16 protein-coding genes and 1 pseudogene are annotated in these 15,281 nt (G+C 67.9%); 4 read left to right on the top strand and 13 right to left on the bottom strand.

Annotated elements, in window-relative coordinates; genetic code table 11:
• The first annotated feature begins 37 nt into the window (after nucleotides 1-37).
• Entirely contained in the window at nucleotides 38-628 is a 591-nt protein-coding gene (locus VH569_RS05770; protein ID WP_423314525.1) for a GNAT family N-acetyltransferase, read from the top strand.
• Between the two features lie 37 nt (nucleotides 629-665).
• On the opposite strand, the gene VH569_RS05765 is transcribed toward VH569_RS05770, so the two are convergent.
• The 6 genes from VH569_RS05765 to efp form a co-directional block, all read right to left on the bottom strand.
• On the bottom strand, nucleotides 666-935 hold the full coding sequence (locus VH569_RS05765) for a hypothetical protein (RefSeq protein ID WP_423314524.1): 270 nt from the start codon (nucleotides 933-935) through the stop codon (nucleotides 666-668).
• A gap of 68 nt (nucleotides 936-1,003) precedes the next feature.
• Nucleotides 1,004-2,398 carry a peptidoglycan -binding protein gene (locus VH569_RS05760; RefSeq protein ID WP_423314523.1) on the bottom strand — a complete coding sequence of 465 codons (1,395 nt, stop codon included), beginning with the start codon at nucleotides 2,396-2,398 and terminating at the stop codon, nucleotides 1,004-1,006.
• A gap of 36 nt (nucleotides 2,399-2,434) precedes the next feature.
• The gene (locus VH569_RS05755) at nucleotides 2,435-3,628 is read right to left on the bottom strand and encodes a flagellar motor protein MotA (protein WP_376958650.1); all 1,194 of its coding nucleotides are present in this window, start codon (nucleotides 3,626-3,628) and stop codon (nucleotides 2,435-2,437) included.
• 51 nt (nucleotides 3,629-3,679) lie between these two features.
• A complete protein-coding gene (locus VH569_RS05750; protein ID WP_423314522.1) occupies nucleotides 3,680-4,471 on the bottom strand; it encodes an OmpA family protein in 792 nt (263 codons plus the stop codon).
• Nucleotides 4,472-4,586: 115 nt separating this feature from the next.
• Complete coding sequence (locus VH569_RS05745) at nucleotides 4,587-5,384, bottom strand: inositol monophosphatase family protein (RefSeq protein WP_109048865.1); 798 nt, start codon at nucleotides 5,382-5,384, stop codon at nucleotides 4,587-4,589.
• 101 nt (nucleotides 5,385-5,485) lie between these two features.
• Nucleotides 5,486-6,052 (bottom strand): elongation factor P, encoded by a 567-nt coding sequence (efp, locus tag VH569_RS05740; RefSeq protein ID WP_109048864.1) that lies wholly within the window; start codon nucleotides 6,050-6,052, stop codon nucleotides 5,486-5,488.
• Nucleotides 6,053-6,421: 369 nt separating this feature from the next.
• Here efp and epmA point away from each other — a divergent pair, with 369 nt between their 5' ends.
• The gene (epmA, locus tag VH569_RS05735) at nucleotides 6,422-7,489 is read left to right on the top strand and encodes an EF-P lysine aminoacylase EpmA (protein ID WP_423314521.1); all 1,068 of its coding nucleotides are present in this window, start codon (nucleotides 6,422-6,424) and stop codon (nucleotides 7,487-7,489) included.
• A 65-nt stretch (nucleotides 7,490-7,554) separates the two neighbouring features.
• On the opposite strand, the gene VH569_RS05730 is transcribed toward epmA, so the two are convergent.
• From VH569_RS05730 to VH569_RS05705, 6 genes are all read right to left on the bottom strand, one after another.
• A complete protein-coding gene (locus VH569_RS05730; protein ID WP_423314520.1) occupies nucleotides 7,555-8,883 on the bottom strand; it encodes an OmpP1/FadL family transporter in 1,329 nt (442 codons plus the stop codon).
• A gap of 257 nt (nucleotides 8,884-9,140) precedes the next feature.
• Nucleotides 9,141-9,947 (bottom strand): TSUP family transporter, encoded by an 807-nt coding sequence (locus VH569_RS05725; protein WP_423314519.1) that lies wholly within the window; start codon nucleotides 9,945-9,947, stop codon nucleotides 9,141-9,143.
• Nucleotides 9,948-10,092: 145 nt separating this feature from the next.
• Nucleotides 10,093-10,764 (bottom strand): thiamine phosphate synthase, encoded by a 672-nt coding sequence (thiE, locus tag VH569_RS05720; protein WP_423314518.1) that lies wholly within the window; start codon nucleotides 10,762-10,764, stop codon nucleotides 10,093-10,095.
• Between the two features lie 3 nt (nucleotides 10,765-10,767).
• The gene (locus VH569_RS05715) at nucleotides 10,768-11,697 is read right to left on the bottom strand and encodes a class I fructose-bisphosphate aldolase (protein WP_098740259.1); all 930 of its coding nucleotides are present in this window, start codon (nucleotides 11,695-11,697) and stop codon (nucleotides 10,768-10,770) included.
• 167 nt (nucleotides 11,698-11,864) lie between these two features.
• Nucleotides 11,865-12,101 (bottom strand): hypothetical protein, encoded by a 237-nt coding sequence (locus tag VH569_RS05710; RefSeq protein WP_376958666.1) that lies wholly within the window; start codon nucleotides 12,099-12,101, stop codon nucleotides 11,865-11,867.
• Between the two features lie 110 nt (nucleotides 12,102-12,211).
• Nucleotides 12,212-12,661, bottom strand: a complete 450-nt coding sequence (locus tag VH569_RS05705; protein WP_423314517.1) for a hypothetical protein — start codon at nucleotides 12,659-12,661, stop codon at nucleotides 12,212-12,214.
• Between the two features lie 219 nt (nucleotides 12,662-12,880).
• Here VH569_RS05705 and VH569_RS05700 point away from each other — a divergent pair, with 219 nt between their 5' ends.
• Both VH569_RS05700 and VH569_RS05695 read left to right on the top strand, forming a co-directional pair.
• Nucleotides 12,881-13,225 carry a type II toxin-antitoxin system HicB family antitoxin gene (locus VH569_RS05700; RefSeq protein WP_376958670.1) on the top strand — a complete coding sequence of 115 codons (345 nt, stop codon included), beginning with the start codon at nucleotides 12,881-12,883 and terminating at the stop codon, nucleotides 13,223-13,225.
• A 162-nt stretch (nucleotides 13,226-13,387) separates the two neighbouring features.
• Nucleotides 13,388-15,076, top strand: coding sequence for a methyl-accepting chemotaxis protein (locus VH569_RS05695; protein WP_423314516.1), 1,689 nt, complete (start codon nucleotides 13,388-13,390; stop codon nucleotides 15,074-15,076).
• Between the two features lie 69 nt (nucleotides 15,077-15,145).
• Here the strand turns inward: VH569_RS05695 and VH569_RS05690 are convergent.
• Nucleotides 15,146-15,281 (bottom strand): annotated as a pseudogene (locus tag VH569_RS05690) (erythrose-4-phosphate dehydrogenase); the annotation flags it as partial.

The following is a 15,281-nucleotide window of genomic DNA, read 5'->3' as shown; positions in this document are numbered from 1 at the left end:
GGAGAGGGGATGGAAAGGTGGGGAGGGCGCCGCGCTCATGATCCGCCTTCTCGGCAGCGGCCTCATCGGCCCTCCCGCGATCCGGCTCGACGGGCCGCGTTGCTACATCCGGCCGCCGCTGCCCCGCGACTGGCGGGAATGGGCCGATCTTCGTGCGACCTCGCGCGGATTCCTGACGCCGTGGGAGCCCACATGGCCGGCCGATGCCCTGACGCGCACCGCCTTCGCCCGGCGGCTGCGGCGGCAGGCGCAGGAATGGCGGGACGACCTCGGCTACAGCTTCCTGATCTTCGACCGGGGGACCGACGCGCTGGTCGGCGGGCTCGGCCTCACCAACATCCGACGCGGCGTGGCGCAGATGGGGACGCTCGGCTATTGGGCCGGGCAGCCCTATGCCCGCAACGGCTATGTCTCCGGCGGCACCCGGCTGGCCCTGGAATTCGCCTTCGGCCAGCTCGGCCTGCACCGGGTGGAGGCCGCCTGCCTGCCGACCAACCTGCCGAGCCGCGGCCTGTTGGAAAAGGTCGGTTTTTCCCACGAAGGTTATGCCCGCGGTTACCTGCGCATCGACGGCGCATGGCGCGACCATGTCCTCTACGCCATCCTGCGGGAGGAGTGGCAGGCCTAGATCAGGCCCGTAGCCGCTCCATCCCGCTCGGCAGCGCTCACTTCGACGGCTGGTTGTTGCCGTGCTGGTCCTGCTGCTGCTCGGCCTGCTTCTTGGCCGCCTCATCCTTCTTCTTGGCTTCGTGATGGCCGACCGCGCAGCCGAGTGCGGCGCCGGCCACCCCGTGGCCCGATCCGACCATATGGCCGGCGACGCCGCCGACGGCCGCACCTTTCACGCATCCCTTCGCCTCGGCCGGGTGGGGCAGGGCGGCGATGCCGCCGGCCAGGACCGCGACCGACAAGGCGGCAAAGACAGTCTTCATCATGGCTGGTTCCTCATGTCGACACGAGCGTCGATGGAAGGAAAACAGCCATCCGCGCGGCGGGGTTCCGCTCAGCGCTGGTCCAGCTTGATCTCGATGCGGCGATTCTTCGCCAGCGCCTCGTCCGAGGTGCCGGGGTCGATGGGCTGGAACTCGCCGAAGGCGGCGGCAGCCAGCCGCTCCGCCGGAATGCCCTGGTCGATCAGGAACTTGACCACCGACAGCGCACGGGCCGAAGAGAGTTCCCAGTTGGAAGCGAACTGGAAGCGCACCGGCTTGATGTCGGTATGGCCGTCCACCCGCAGCACCCAGTTGATGTCGGAGGGGATCGCCTTGCCGATCTCGATCAGGGTGCGGGCGAGGTCGGCCAAGCGCTGCTTGCCGGCCTCCTCCAGCGTGGCGGACCCGGACGGGAACAGCAGTTCGGACTGGAAGACGAAGCGGTCGCCGACGATCCGCACATCCGGCCGGCTGCCCAGCGCCTCGCGGACGCGGCCAAAGAACTCCGACTTGTAGCGGGCGAGGTCCTGGACCTTGGCGGCGAGTGCCTGATTGAGCCGGGCGCCCAGCTCGGCGATCTGCACCTTCTGCTCCGCCGACGCCTTCTCCGACGTCTCCAATGCCGCACCGATGCGGCCGAGCTGGTCGCGGAGCGCCAGCAGCTGCTGGTTCAGCAGGTCGATCTGCTGCTTGCTCTTGGTGCCTTCGGCCTGCTCCCCAGTCAGGGAAGCCATCAGGTCGCGGATGCGCAGATCGCGCTGTTCCAGGTCCTTTTGCGCCTGGGTGCGGCTGCCGGCCAGTTGCGACTCCAGCCCCTTCAGGCGGATGTCGCGCTGGTCGATCTCCTTCTGCGCCAGCATCGTCTTCTCTGTGGCCGATGCCAGCTCCGATTCCAGGGCCTTGGCCCGGTCGCGGGTGGTGCCGAGTTCGGCCAGCAGGGCTTGGCGCTGCTGTTCGGTCAGCTTGGTGGCGGCCATGGCGGCGGCCAGTTCGCCTTCCAGCTTCTGCCGGGCATCGCGCAGGGCCTTGATGTCGGCCTGGAGGCTGAGGATCTCCTTCAGCTTGAGGTCCAGCGTCTCCCGGTCGACGCGGACGTTGCGCTGGAGTTCCTCCAGCGTGCGGGTCGTGCGGTCGCGGTCCTCCTGAACCTGGCTCAGCTTCAGGGTCATGTCGTCGCGGGTGGTGACCGAGGTCTGCAACTCAGTCGACAGCTGGGTGATGTTTACGCGCAGGTCGGCGTTGGCGTCGCGCTCCATCGCCAGCAGGTCGTTCATCTCCGCGATCTTGTGGTTGAGGGCGGTCAGCTGCTCGTCGCGGCCGGTCAGGGCGGTGGCGAGGTAGAACTGCGCCACCACGAAGACCATCAGCAGGAAGATGACGACCATCACCAGCGACGACAGGGCGTCGACCCAGCCGGGCCATGCGCTGGCGTCGCGGTGGCCGTTGCGGCGGCTGATGCTGGCCATGGGTGCTCCCGGCGTTGGCCTGTGGTGATCTGGGTATCAGCGCGGCTGCTGGTCGGCTTCTTCGGCAAGCGCGGCGATGGTGCGGGCCAGCAGCTTGATTTCGCTGCGGATCTCCTGCACCGCCTGGACCCGGCCGTTAGAGGATTCCTCGACGATGCGGGCGAGGTAGATGTCCATGTTGCGCAGATGCTGGCGCGAGGCGTCGTCAAAGCCGGCGCCGGAATTCTCCGCCAGCCGGTCGAGCAGCCCCTTCACCTCCAGTTGGTTCTCGCCAAGGCGCAGGAGAAGCTGCTGTTCGGCCCGCATATGGTCGGTCAGGCTCGACAGACGCTCGGTCAGCGCCATCAAATTGGCGTTGGCGGCGCGCCGGCCCTCTTCGGCGGTGGCGACGGTGCGCTGGAGCGAATCGAGGTTCTCGGCGGTCTGCTCCAGCAGGGCGGTCAGATAGGCCGACGCGGCATGGTCGCCCGACTCGAGCCCGCCGGCGGCCCCGCTCGACAGGCGGGTGGCGCTGGACAGCCAGTCCTCAAGATCCTGGAAGAAGCGGTTGTGGGCCTGGCTGGCCTGGAGTTCGAGGAAGCCCAGCACCAGCGATCCGGCCAGACCGAACAGCGAGGAGGAGAAGGCGGTGCCCATGCCGACCAGCGGCGCTTCCAGCCCCTGTTGCAGCCGCGAGAACATGCTGCCGACGTCGCCGCCCTGCACCGACAGGCTGCCGATGACGCCGCCGACCGATTGCACGGTGTGCAGCAGACCCCAGAAGGTGCCGAGCAGGCCGAGGAAGATCAGCAGGCCGATCAGATAGCGCGACAGCTCCCGCGATTCGTCGAGGCGGGAGGCGATGCCGTCCAGCATCGAGCGCATCGACAGGGCCGACAGGGTCAGCCGGCCGCGCCGCTCGCCCAGCATGCGCGCCATCGGCGCCAGCAGCACCGGCTCCTGCAGGGTGGCCGGGGCGACGCCGCTCTGGTACTGCTCCAGCCACGCCACTTCGGGGCGGAGCATCAGGACCTGCCGGAAGATGAAGGCGATGCCGGCCAGCAAGGTCGCCAGGATCACGCCGTTCAGCGGTGCGTTGTTGAGGAAGGCCGAGCGCAAGGCGGGGAACAGCAGGCCGGTCACCGCGCAGACCACGACCAGGAACAGGATCATCCGGGTCAGGAACCGCTCCGGGCGTGTCATGAGGGCGGATACCTCCTGCGGTCGGGTCGTCGGGATTATGGCGGTCATGATGCTCCGAAGGGGTGTTCCGATCAGACCTCGCGCACGGTGTGGGCGCTGCTACTCGTTCAGAAAGACGGCGTCGATGCGGTCGGCAACCCCACCGCCCTCGTCCATGCCCAACGCACGGACATCGACGCGGGTGCTGCGGATCCCGAAGGCGGTCAGCCGCTCGCGCAATGCCAGCGCCCGGGCCAACGCCCGCTGCCGCGCCTCGCGCGCCGTATCCGGCGTGCCGCTGGCGTAGGAGCGAAGCTGGAGCCTTGCGGTGCCGCTGGCGCGCAACCGCTCGACGATCCGGTCGACCACGGCGTCCGCCGCATCCGGCAGATTGGTGGCATCGGCCGGGAACACAAGGCTCAAAACGCTCGAAGGTGGCAGGCTAGCCGCAGGAGGTGCCGCCTCCGGGGGAGGGGGTAGTGCCGCCGTGTCGGTCCGCGGCGTGACCGGAACCGGAGCGGCGGGCGTCGGAGCGGCGGGCATCCCTTGTGCAGCGGGCTGCTGCGGCTGGGCGGGAGCCGTGGCCGGAGGCTGGGTCTTGGCGGTGGTGGTCCGCGGAGTCGGCTGGGCCGGGCCTTCGGTCAATGCCGGCGGCGGCGGGGCTTCGAGCGGCTGCGGCAGGGTGAGGCGCGGCGGCGCCTTGACCGGCGGCGGCGTGCGCAGGCTGGGGCGCGGCGGAACCGACAGGGGAACCGCATTCTCCAGCGTCAGGCCGGCAGGCGTCGCGGCGGCGTTGGTGGCCGGGGCGGTGGCCGGAGCAGCCGCCGACAGGGCAGCCGGAGAGAGCGTCCAGACCGCGCACAGAGCGGCGGCGGCAAGGTGCTTGCGGTCGGCGTGTCCCCAGCGGCGCAAAACGATATGTCCCGTTAAACCTTTGTCCCGCAAACCATAGCCTATCGATCGCTCCAGCCACAACCGCTCATCCGCCGTCTCCGTTCGGGAAGGCGGCGGACGAGCGGGCCGGAGGTCAGCCCTTGGCGCCCTTCAGCAGGCGGGCGACCGGGACCTGGAGGTGGCTGTTGGCGGCGAGCACGTTGCCGGTGAAGACCGGGTTGCGGCCGCCCTCGATCTCGCCGACGAAACCTCCGGCCTCGGTGACCATCAGCACGCCGGCCGCGCAGTCCCAGGGAGCCAGGCCGCGTTCCCAATAGGCGTCGAATCGGCCGGCGGCGGTGTAGGCTAGGTCGAGCGAGGCGGCGCCGAAGCGGCGGATGCCCGCGACCTCCTTCATCACCGCTTCCTGTTCCTTCAGGAAGGTGGCGTGGTCGCCGCGGCCCTTGAACGGGATGCCGGTGGCAATCACGCAATCCTCCAGCCGGCGGCGTTCGGACACGCGCAGGCGGGTGTGGTTGACGTATGCGCCGACGCCCTTTTCGGCCCAGAACAGCTGGTCGCCGATGGGGGCGTAGATCACCCCGGCGACGATCTCGCCGTTGCGCTCGGCGCCGATGGAGATCGCCCAGTGCGGCAGGCCGTGCAGGAAGTTGGTGGTGCCGTCGAGCGGATCGACGATCCAGCGCGCCTCGGCATCGCTGCCCTTGGACGCGCCGCTCTCCTCCATCAGGAAGCCGAATTCGGGCCGCGCCTTCTGCAATTCCTCGCGCAGGGTGCGTTCGGCCTTCAGGTCGGCGGCGGACACGAAGTCCGCGGGCCCCTTGCGCGACACCTGGAGGTGTTCGACCTCGCCGAAGTCGCGGACGAGACCGCGCGCGGCCTTTTCGGCGGCGCGGACCATGACGTTGATGAGAGCGGAGCGGGTGGCCATGGGTGTTGGTGTACCGTTTCGTGCAGCAGGAACCAGAAAACAATACACCGGCCTCCGCGCATGGCGAAGACCGGTGATGGCAGGACGGACCTTGGAAAGGATCAGTCCTTGGCGCGCTCGACGTATTCGCCGCTGGCGGTATCGACGACGACGCGGGTCCCGGCCTCGATGTGCGGCGGAACCAGGATCGACACGCCGTTCTCCAGCTTGGCCGGCTTGTAGGACGAAGAGGCCGTCTGGCCCTTCACCACCGGGTCGGACTCGGTGATCAGCAGAGTGACCTTGCCGGGGATCTCGACGCCCAGCGGCGAGCCTTCGTGGCTCTGCACGGTGACTTCCATGCCGTCCTGGAGGAAGACGGCCGGTTCGCCGATGATGTCGCGCGGGATGGCGACCTGCTCGAAGCTTTCCTTGTCCATGAAGGTGAAGCTGTCACCTTCGGCGAAGAGGAAGGTCATCTCATGCTCGTCCAGGCGAGCGCGCTCAACGGTCTCCTGGGTGCGGAACCGCTCGATCGACTTGTTGCCGGTGCGAACGTCCTTCATTTCCAGCTGGATGAAGGCGCCGCCCTTGCCAGGCTGCACGATGGCGGTTTTGGTGATGACCCAGAGCTTACCGTTGTGCTCCAGCACATGGCCGGGGCGCATCGTGTTGGCATTGACCTTCATGGCTTACTCATGACTTCCGGAAATATGGGCGGCGCGGACCCTACCAGCTTGACCGCCGGTAGGCAACGGCGCGGAACGATAACGGCACGCAATCCGGCCGGTTGATGGGCGATTCTTCGCCAAACCGGCCCGCCGGGTTTAGAACGGCTCCAGCAATGGGACGTTTGGAACGTTTGAAACGCTTTTGCCGACCCTGTTCAGTGTTCCATCCGTCGCGACCCGGCGGCCCGGCCCTGCGGTTCGACGAGGATGGGCGGAGTTTATCACAGGCAGCGGCTGTGACCAATCCCAAGCCGGCTTGAGTACGCCGGCCGTGGGTGCTCTGATGCGGCCGCACCCTTTTCGACCGTCCATCAAGAGCGCGCCGACATGTCCGCCTCCATCCGATCCGCCGAACTCCCCCCCTGGCATCCCGAGGCGCTGGCCCGCCGCCGGCCCTATCTGGCGGCGCGCGGCCGGGTGCTGAACGCCGTCCGCCGCGTGTTCGAGGAGCTGGCCTTCATCGAGGTCGACACGCCGGCCCTTCAGGTGTCGCCGGGGATGGAGCCGCATCTCCAGGCCTTCGCCACCGAACTGCGGGGACCGCACCCTGACGACAGCCGGCCGCTCTACCTGCACACCAGCCCGGAATTCGCCATGAAGAAGCTGCTGGTCGCGGGCCTGCCGCGGCTGTGGCAGCTGGCGCATGTCTACCGCAACGGCGAACGGTCGGTGACGCACGCACCTGAATTCTCGATGCTGGAATGGTATCGCGCAGGCGAGGGCTATCGCACGCTGATCGACGATTGCCGGGACCTGCTGTGCGCCGGGGCCGAGGCCGGCGGGCGGCGGAGCTTCGACTTCCGCGGCATGACCTGCGATCCCTTCGCGCCGTGGCGTGTTCTGACCGTGCCCGAGGCGTTTCACGAGTATGCCTGCATCGACCTGATGGCGACCTATGACGGCAGCCACGATCCCGACCCGGCCGCCCTGGCGGCGGAGGCGGAGCGCATCGGCATCGCGCCGCATCATGGCGACCGCTGGGAGGACATCGTCTTCCGCATCATGTTCGACCGGATCGAGCCGCATCTGGGCGAGGGCGTCCCCTGCGTGCTGACCGACTATCCGCTGTGCATGGCGGCGCTGTCGCGGCCGAAGCCGGAGGACCCGCGGCTGGCGGAGCGCTTCGAGCTGTATGCCTGCGGGCTGGAACTGGCGAACGCCTTCGGGGAACTGACCGATCCGGCGGTGCAGCGCGCCCGCTTCGAGGCGGACATGGCGCTGAAGGAACGGCTCTATGGCGAGCGCTTCCCGGTGGACGAGGATTTCCTGGCGGCGCTGGAGCATGGCATGCCGCAGAGCAGCGGGATCGCCATGGGCTTCGACCGGCTGGCGATGCTGTGCAGCGGCGCCGAGAGCATCGAGCAGGTGCTGTGGCTGCCGGTCGCAGGAGTGTAAAATGACAAAACCCCTCTCCGGTGACAGGAGAGGGGCTTTGCGAGCAAGCGGGACGTCTGGGCCGTTTAGAACGTGAACTTCGCCTGCAGGCCGATCAGGTCGATGCTGCTCTTGTAGTCCACATTCAGGTTGCCGCGGCCGGCCTCGGGGCCGGTCAGGTCGTCGGTGAGGGCGACCGACGTCTTCGGGATGAAGACGTGCGAATAGGCGGCATCGACGCGCAGATTGTCGGTGACCTGATAGCCGGCACCGGCCGACAGCCAGTAGCGGTTCTGTTCCGGAATGCGCGGCGTGCGGTATTCGACGTCGACCGACCCCTGGTCGAAGGCGACGCCGGCGCGCAGCGTCAGCTTGTCGGTCACCTTGTAGGAGGTGCCGAGCGCGTAATACCAGGTGTCCTTCCAGTGCTCCTCCGTCACGGAGTTGAGCGCCGGGTTGGCGATGTTCACGCGCAACTCGCGGAAGCGCGACCAGTTGGTCCACTGCACGTCGGCCATCACCGCCCAGCGGTCGTTGACCTCGTGGTACAGGCCGATGGAGGCGATGTCCGGCGTGGTCAGGTCGGCGCTGGCGCTCTGGGCGGGCAGGGCACCGGCAAGCGGCGCCGGCAGGCCGGTGAAGGAGATGCTGCCGGTCAGCGTGTGCTTCACCGCCGAGCGGTAGGCGAGGCCGACGCGGGTGCCCTTCACCGGCTCGATCAGGGCGCCGAGCGTGAAGCCCCAGCCCCAGTCGTCGCCGGTCACGTCGCTCTTCACGTCGAGCGAGCCGGGACGGCCGAGGCGGCTGGCGCCGAAGTCGGACGACTGCGACAGCTTGGCCTTCGCGTACTGGATCTGGACGCCGCCGCCCAGCGTGATCATCGGGTTGATGCGGTAGGACACCGACGGCGCGAAATTGTAGGTGCGCAGGTCGGAACGGATGCCGTGATAGCGGCCGATCCAGCTGTCGCCGTAATCGGTGACCAGACCCCACGGGCCGTTGGCCGAGATGCCGACCTTCAGATCGTCATCGATCGAATAGACGAAGTAGCCGGCGGGAACCAACGCGTCCTGGGCGATGTCGCCGGGCGAGGCGTTGCCGCCGATCGAGGTGCCGCCCAGCCGCCGGGCGCGGTTGGCGCTGGCGCTGTCGACCTTTGACTTCACGATGACGCCGGTGGCGGTCTGCACCGCCTCGATCCCGGTCACCAGCCCCATGGTGGCCGGATTGTAGAACATCGAGCTGGCGTCGCCGTTGCCGCCGGCGGTCACGCCGGCATAGGCGGTGCCCTGACCCGATACGCTCTGCTCCTTCAACGCAAAGCCAGCGGCGAAGGCCGTGGAGGCGGTCGCCGCGGTGACCGTAATGGCGGCGGCGGCGGTCAGCAGGCGTGTCTTGAGCGTCGTCGGAGACATTCGTTCCTTCCCCCAATTGTGTTATTGACGCAATGATACACGAACTGACGCTTACGTAAAGGGTCTCCCACCACTTTTTGTTGGCCCTACGAACAGATTTGCGGAGCCCGATGGAAATCGGAAGGGGAAAAGACGAACGCGCATACGCGAACGCCGCCGGATGGGGGTTAACCCCTACGGCGGCGTTCGCAAGACGGTCGAATATCGGTGGAGATACGCAGACTTAAGGCCGGCGGAGGTCGCCCATCAGGCGACGGTCAAGCGACCCAGGCGGCTGCGGCGCTGAACAGCTCGCGCAGGATGTTGTGCTCGTCGGTCCAGACCAGCTTGGCGGTGATGACGATGGAGGCGACGACCAGCATCGGGCGCACGACTCGGGCGCCGTTGCGGATCACCATATGAGCGCCGGCCTGGGCGCCGATATATTGCGCGACGCCCATCACCAGCCCGACCGTCCACAGCACATGCCCGCCGGCGATGAAGAACAGCAGCGACGCGAGGTTGCTGGTCAGGTTCAGCACCTTGGTGTGGGCGGTCGCCTTGCGCAGGTTGTAGCCGAGCAGGGAGACGAAGGCGATGGCGAAGAAGGTGCCGGTACCCGGCCCGAAGAAGCCGTCGTAGAAGCCGATGCCGGTGCCGATGCTGAGCGCGAAGGCATGCTCGCCGATGCGCTGGTGGGCATCCACGTCGCCGGCCTTGGGCGACAGCAGCAGATAGAGGGCGATGCCGATCAGCAGGATCGGGATGACGTCGCGCAGGAAGCTGGGATCGAGCAGCTGCACCAGCGTCGCGCCGGCGCCTGCGCCGACGAAGGTGCAGAGGATCATCGTCCGCATCGACGCCGGATGGACCTCGCCGCGGCGGACGAACTTGATGGTGGCGGACAGCGATCCGAAGCTGGATTGCAGTTTGCCGGTCGCCAGCGCCTCCGCCGGGGACAGGCCGGCGGCCAGCAGGGCCGGAATGGTCAGCAGGCCGCCGCCGCCGGCAATGGAATCGACGAAGCCGGCCAGCAGGCCGACGGCGAACAGGATGCCCAGCGACTCGGGCGTCAAAAGGTCCATGATTGTGTGGAAACCCGCGTAGATGCACCGCCGGCGGAGCCGGCCTGTCCGTAAATCGGCGGAGCCGGCATACTATGATTCGGCAGAGCCTGCATGCTGTGTTTCAGCATGGCCGGTACACACACACCCTGCCGGCCTCTCGATGTCAGCCGGCCGGACCGGCGAGGGCGGCCTCGATGGCGGCGTTCAGCGCCCGGACCCCGGCGCCGGGACCCTGGGGATGGCCCCAGACGGCGTTGACCACGGCCAGGAAATCGGCGCCCGCGGTGACCAGCGGCGCGCAGTTTTCGGCGGTGATGCCGCCGATGGCGACGCAGGGAACCTCCATCAGCTCCGACCACCAGTTCAGCAGTTCCGGCTCGGCCTTGTATTCGGCCGTCTTGGTGGCGGTGGGGAAGAAGGCACCGAAGGCGACGTAATCCGCCCCTTCCTCGCCGGCGATCATGGCGAGATGGCGGCTGTCGTGGCAGGTGACGCCGACGATGGCGTCGTTGCCCATGATCTTGCGGGCGTCGCGATAGGGCGTGTCGGTCTGGCCGACATGCACGCCGTCGCAGCCAGCTTCCCGCGCCAGGCGCGGATGGTCGTTCAGGATGAAGGCGACGTCACGCTCCTGCACGATGGGGCGCAGCACGTCGCAGGCGCGGCGGATGTCGTCCTCGGAGCAGTCCTTCAGGCGAAGCTGCACGCAGGCGACGTCGCCCGCATCCAGCGCTTCCGCCAGAATCGGCGCGAACGCCGCCGGCTCCAGGGCCGGCGGCGTCACGAGGTACAGTCGGCAGGCAGGTTCCGCCTGCGTCGGCTTTCCCTTGGCCAAGTGTTACTCCCGGCCCTGGTAGATCTTCATGATCCGGTCGAGCAGCTTGAGGGCGTCCTCGCGCGGGCGCTGGAAGGCGTTGCGGCCGATGATCGAGCCGTTGCCGCCGCCATCACGGATGGCGCGGGCGTCCTCGAACACCGCATCCTCGCCCTTGGTGGCGCCGCCGGAGAAGACCACGATGCGGCGGCCGTTGAAGGCGCACTGCATGATGTGCTTCACCCGCTCCGCCTGGGTGGCGATGGGGATGTTCTTCGACTCGTAGATCTTCTTGGCTTCCGGCTGCTCCAGCGTGGCCGACGGCAGCTTGACCTTGATGATGTGGGCGCCAAGCAGAGCGGCCATGTGGGCGGCGTAGCCGATCACGTCGATGGCCAGCTCGCCGTCCTTGGTGACGGCGCCGCCGCGCGGGTAGGACCACAGCACGGTGGCGAGGCCGTAGGACTTGGCCTCCTTCGACAGCTCGCGGAACTCCTCGTACTGGTCGTACATGCAGTCGGAGCCGGGATAGATGGTGAAGCCGATGGCCGACGCGCCGATGCGCAGCGCATCCTGGACCGAGGCGGTCACGGCCTGGTCGGCGGCTTCCTTCTGGGTGGACAGCGAGTTGGCGCTGTTCATCTTCAGGATCAGCGGGATCGAACCGGCAAAGGTGCCGGCGCCGGCTTCCAGCGAGCCCAGGGGGGCGGCGTAGGCGTTGCAGCCCGCGTCGATGGCCAGCTGGTAATGGTAGTGCGGGTCATAGCCGGCATCGTTCGGGCCGAAGCTGCGGGCGGGCCCGTGCTCGAAGCCCTGGTCGACCGGCAGGATCACCAGCTTGCCCGTACCGCCGAGCTTGCCTTCCATCAGGATGCGGGCGAGGTTCGCCTTGGTGCCGGGATTGTCGCTCTCGTAGTTGGCGAGAATGTCTTTGACGCGGCGCGTGAGCTTCATTGTGGCTCTTCCCCTGGGGCATTCTTGGAAATGGCGCCGTCTTAGCCCGTATTGGGCCGCTTTGCAACGGCGGGAGGGGCATAAAGCGGCCATTTGCCACGCCTGAACGGCCTAGGGCCTGCGGTCGGGGAGGGCCCTTGCGAGGGGGTGGAACCCATCCGAAGGGGTTAGGGCAGAAGGGATCCTGCCAGCGTGTAGAGCCCGTATCCGGCCCCGCCGAGCACCGCCCAGGACCCGACGGTCAGCCCGACCCAGACGGCGACCAGCTTGAGGCCGCGCATCTTCTCCGGCCCGGGTGCCGGTCTGTGTCCCATCCGTTCGGAGTGGCGGCCGCCAGCGGCCTGCCCCGGACGGTGAGGTTGCGCAATCGTCTGATCCGGCGTGGTGAGGGAGGTGATGCTCATGGGCGGGTCATCCGGCATCGGAGGGAGGGCGGCGTGTCACAAAAATATCCTAAGGTGACGTTACACCACCTTTGCGCGGAGAGGCTGTGCGAAAAAGCGGTAGTCGGGCCCTATCCTTCGGCCCGCGCCAGCCAGTCGCGGCATAGGGCCTCCAGCCTTTCGGCGCGGTCGCTCCCCCGACCTTCGGCGGCGAGGTCGAGCAACGGCGGGCATCGGGTCAGCAGGACGGCGCCACGGGCTGCGGCGATTGCCGCGAGGCGGTCCGCCGCCTGCGGATGGCCGGTGAACAGCAGGCCGGGCACGCCGGCCGCCAGTGCTCCCTGCGCCTCGCCGGCGCGGTCGCCGCAATCGAGCAGGCCGGTCGATGCCACTCCGGGGTGGGAGCGGCGCACCCGCTCCAGCACGCCGAGCAGCCAGAGCGCTCCCGCTGCCGGCGGCGCCATCAGGGTCAGGCCGGTGCCGGCCGACTCGGCCGCCCGCGCCGCGGCCAGCGCGTCGCCGAAGCTGCGGATCAGGATGGGCCGGGCCGGAACCGGACGGACGGATAGCGATGCGGTCATGGTGCGCGCCAGCGGGGGAAGGGCCAAGCGGCCACTGTAGCCGGGCCTGCCGGACGGCTCAAACTCCGCAGCCGGCCCGCAGCCGTCTCCCGGCCGGTTGAGAGAATTGAGGCAGGTCAAACCCTGCGGTCGCCCTCCCGGAGTATGGTCAGTCACAGAGGGTGGGGGCCGGAGCGCCGGCGCCCGTTTCATTGGAATACCTCTCCCGGGAATGCCGCGATGATGGAATACAAGGGTTACAAGGCCCAGATCGACTTCGACAACGAAGCGGGCGTCTTCGTCGGCGAAGTCATCAACACCCACGACGGCATCACCTTTTCCGGCCGGTCTGTGGACGAGCTGCGGGAGTCTTTCCGGCGGGCGGTGGACGATTATCTCGACCTGTCCTGCGATATGGGCGGTGACGGCGAACAGCCCTTCTCCGGCCGTCTCGCCATCCGCATCAACCCGATCCTGCACCGCGCCGTCGCCGACTGCGCCGCGCGGGAGGGCAAGAGCCTGTCCGCCTGGATCGCCGAGTGCCTGGGCCGTGCCGCCGGGGTCACCGACGTCAAGGCCGGGTGAGAATTCGCAAAATGCGATGCCGATTGCGCATGCTGCATGGGCTGATTGGCAGAATGACGGATGGATCGCTTTATGAACGGTTTGCTGCGCTCGGTGCCGACACACCCTTAACTGGCATCGTATTTGCTCGACGTCCCTCGAACGATTTAGGGGGGATGCCTTATGAGCGGACCGAAGATGACTTTGCGCGCGAAGCTGTGGGCACTGGTGGCGCTGGCCGGCGCCGTGTCCATCGCGATTGCCGCCGCCGCCCTTTGGCTCGACCAGCGCAACATGCTGGAGGAGCGGAAGGAGACCTTGCGCTCCGTCGTGCATACCGCCCATGGACTGGCCACCGGATATGAAGCTGAAGTCAAAGCCGGGCGCCTGACGCGCGAACAGGCGTTCGAGCGGTTCAAGGCCAATCTCAACACCATGTTCTACAATGGCAAAGACTACATCTTTGTCCAGAACCTGAACTACCAGACCGTCATCCATCCGGTTCGGCCCGACGTCATCGGCAAGGACCAGCGCGACAACAAGGACTCGAACGGTGTGTTCTTCGTCCGGGCGCTGGTCGACACCGCGCGCACCAAGGGCGACGGCTTCGTGGAATACATGTATCCCAAGCCGAACACCGAGGTGCCGCTGCCCAAGCTCAGCTATGTCAAGATGTTCGAGCCCTGGCAGCTGCTGATCGGCACCGGTGTCTACATCGACGATCTGGATGCACGTTTCACCAGCAGCCTGTGGACCATGGCCGTCGTCGTCGGCGGGCTGGCCCTGCCGGTGGTGGCGCTGATCGCGCTGGTCGGCAACTCGATCAGCCGGCGCATCCGCCGTCTGTCCGACAGCATGCGCAGCCTCGCCGACGGCAACCTGTCCACCGTCATCCCCGAGACCGACAGCGGCGACGAGCTGGGTGACATGGGCCGTGCGGTGCAGGTGTTCCGGGTCAATGCCGAGGACAGCCGCCGCTTGGAGGCCGAGCAGGCCGAAGCCAACCGTCAGGCGGAAGCGGAAAAACGGCAGTCGATGGACCGGCTGGCGGCGCGCTTCGAAGGGACGGTGGGCGGCATGATCCGTTCCGTCTCCACCACCACCGAGGCGCTGGGGCAGAAGGTGCGGGCGATGTCGCAGGCGGCGGAGCAGACCAGCCAGCTGGCCGGCATCGTCGCCAGCGCCAGCGACGACACCGCCGCCAATGTGCAGACCGTCGCCGCCGCGTCGGAGGAGCTGACCGGCTCCATCGTCGAGATCGGCCGGCAGGTGTCGGAAGCCAGCCGCGTCGCCGGCGAGGCGGTCGGCATGGCGCAGGAGGCCACCGGGCGAATCAGCAGTCTGGCCGAGGCGGTCGAGCGGATCGGCACCGTGGTCGGGCTGATCAACTCCATCGCCGGACAGACCAACCTGCTGGCGCTGAACGCCACCATCGAGGCGGCGCGGGCAGGGGAGGCCGGCAAGGGCTTCGCCGTCGTCGCCAGCGAGGTGAAGGCGTTGGCCAACCAGACGGCCAAGGCCACCGACGAGATCGGCGGCCAGATGAGCGGCATCCAGACGGTGACCGGTCAGGCGGTGACGGAGATCCAGAAGGTGGCGGCGGTGATCGAGCGGCTGAGCGGCATCGCCACGGCGATTTCCGCCGCGGTCGAGCAGCAGAACGCCGCAACCGCGGAGATCACCCGTTCGGTCCAGCAGGCCGCCGCCGGCACCGGGGAGGTGTCGAGCAGCATCTCCGGCGTCACCGCCGCGTCCGACGAGAGTGGCCGCACCGCCCGCGAACTGGTCGACGCGCTCGGCAAGCTGACCAGCGAGGCCGCCGGGCTGAACGCGCAGGTCGGCGACTTCCTGGCGACGGTGCGGGCGGCCTGAGGGCTGGTTGCCTCAAAGAAAAAAGGCGCCTTCCGCGAGGAAGGCGCCTTTCTCTTGCCGAAGCGAGGCTTACTTGGCGTTCGCCATGGCGACGGCGGTGTCGCTCATGCGGTTGGAGAAGCCCCACTCGTTGTCGTACCAGGTCATGATGCGGACGAAGTTGCCGTCGATGACCTTGGTCTCGTTCAGCGCGAAGATCGAGCTG

Origin of the sequence: Azospirillum sp. 11R-A, from assembly GCF_049472615.1 — a bacterium.
Taxonomy (GTDB): Bacteria; Pseudomonadota; Alphaproteobacteria; order Azospirillales; family Azospirillaceae; genus Azospirillum; species Azospirillum palustre.
The sequence above is the reverse complement of the archived record's forward strand: the minus strand, read 5'-3'. Positions and strand labels throughout refer to the sequence as shown.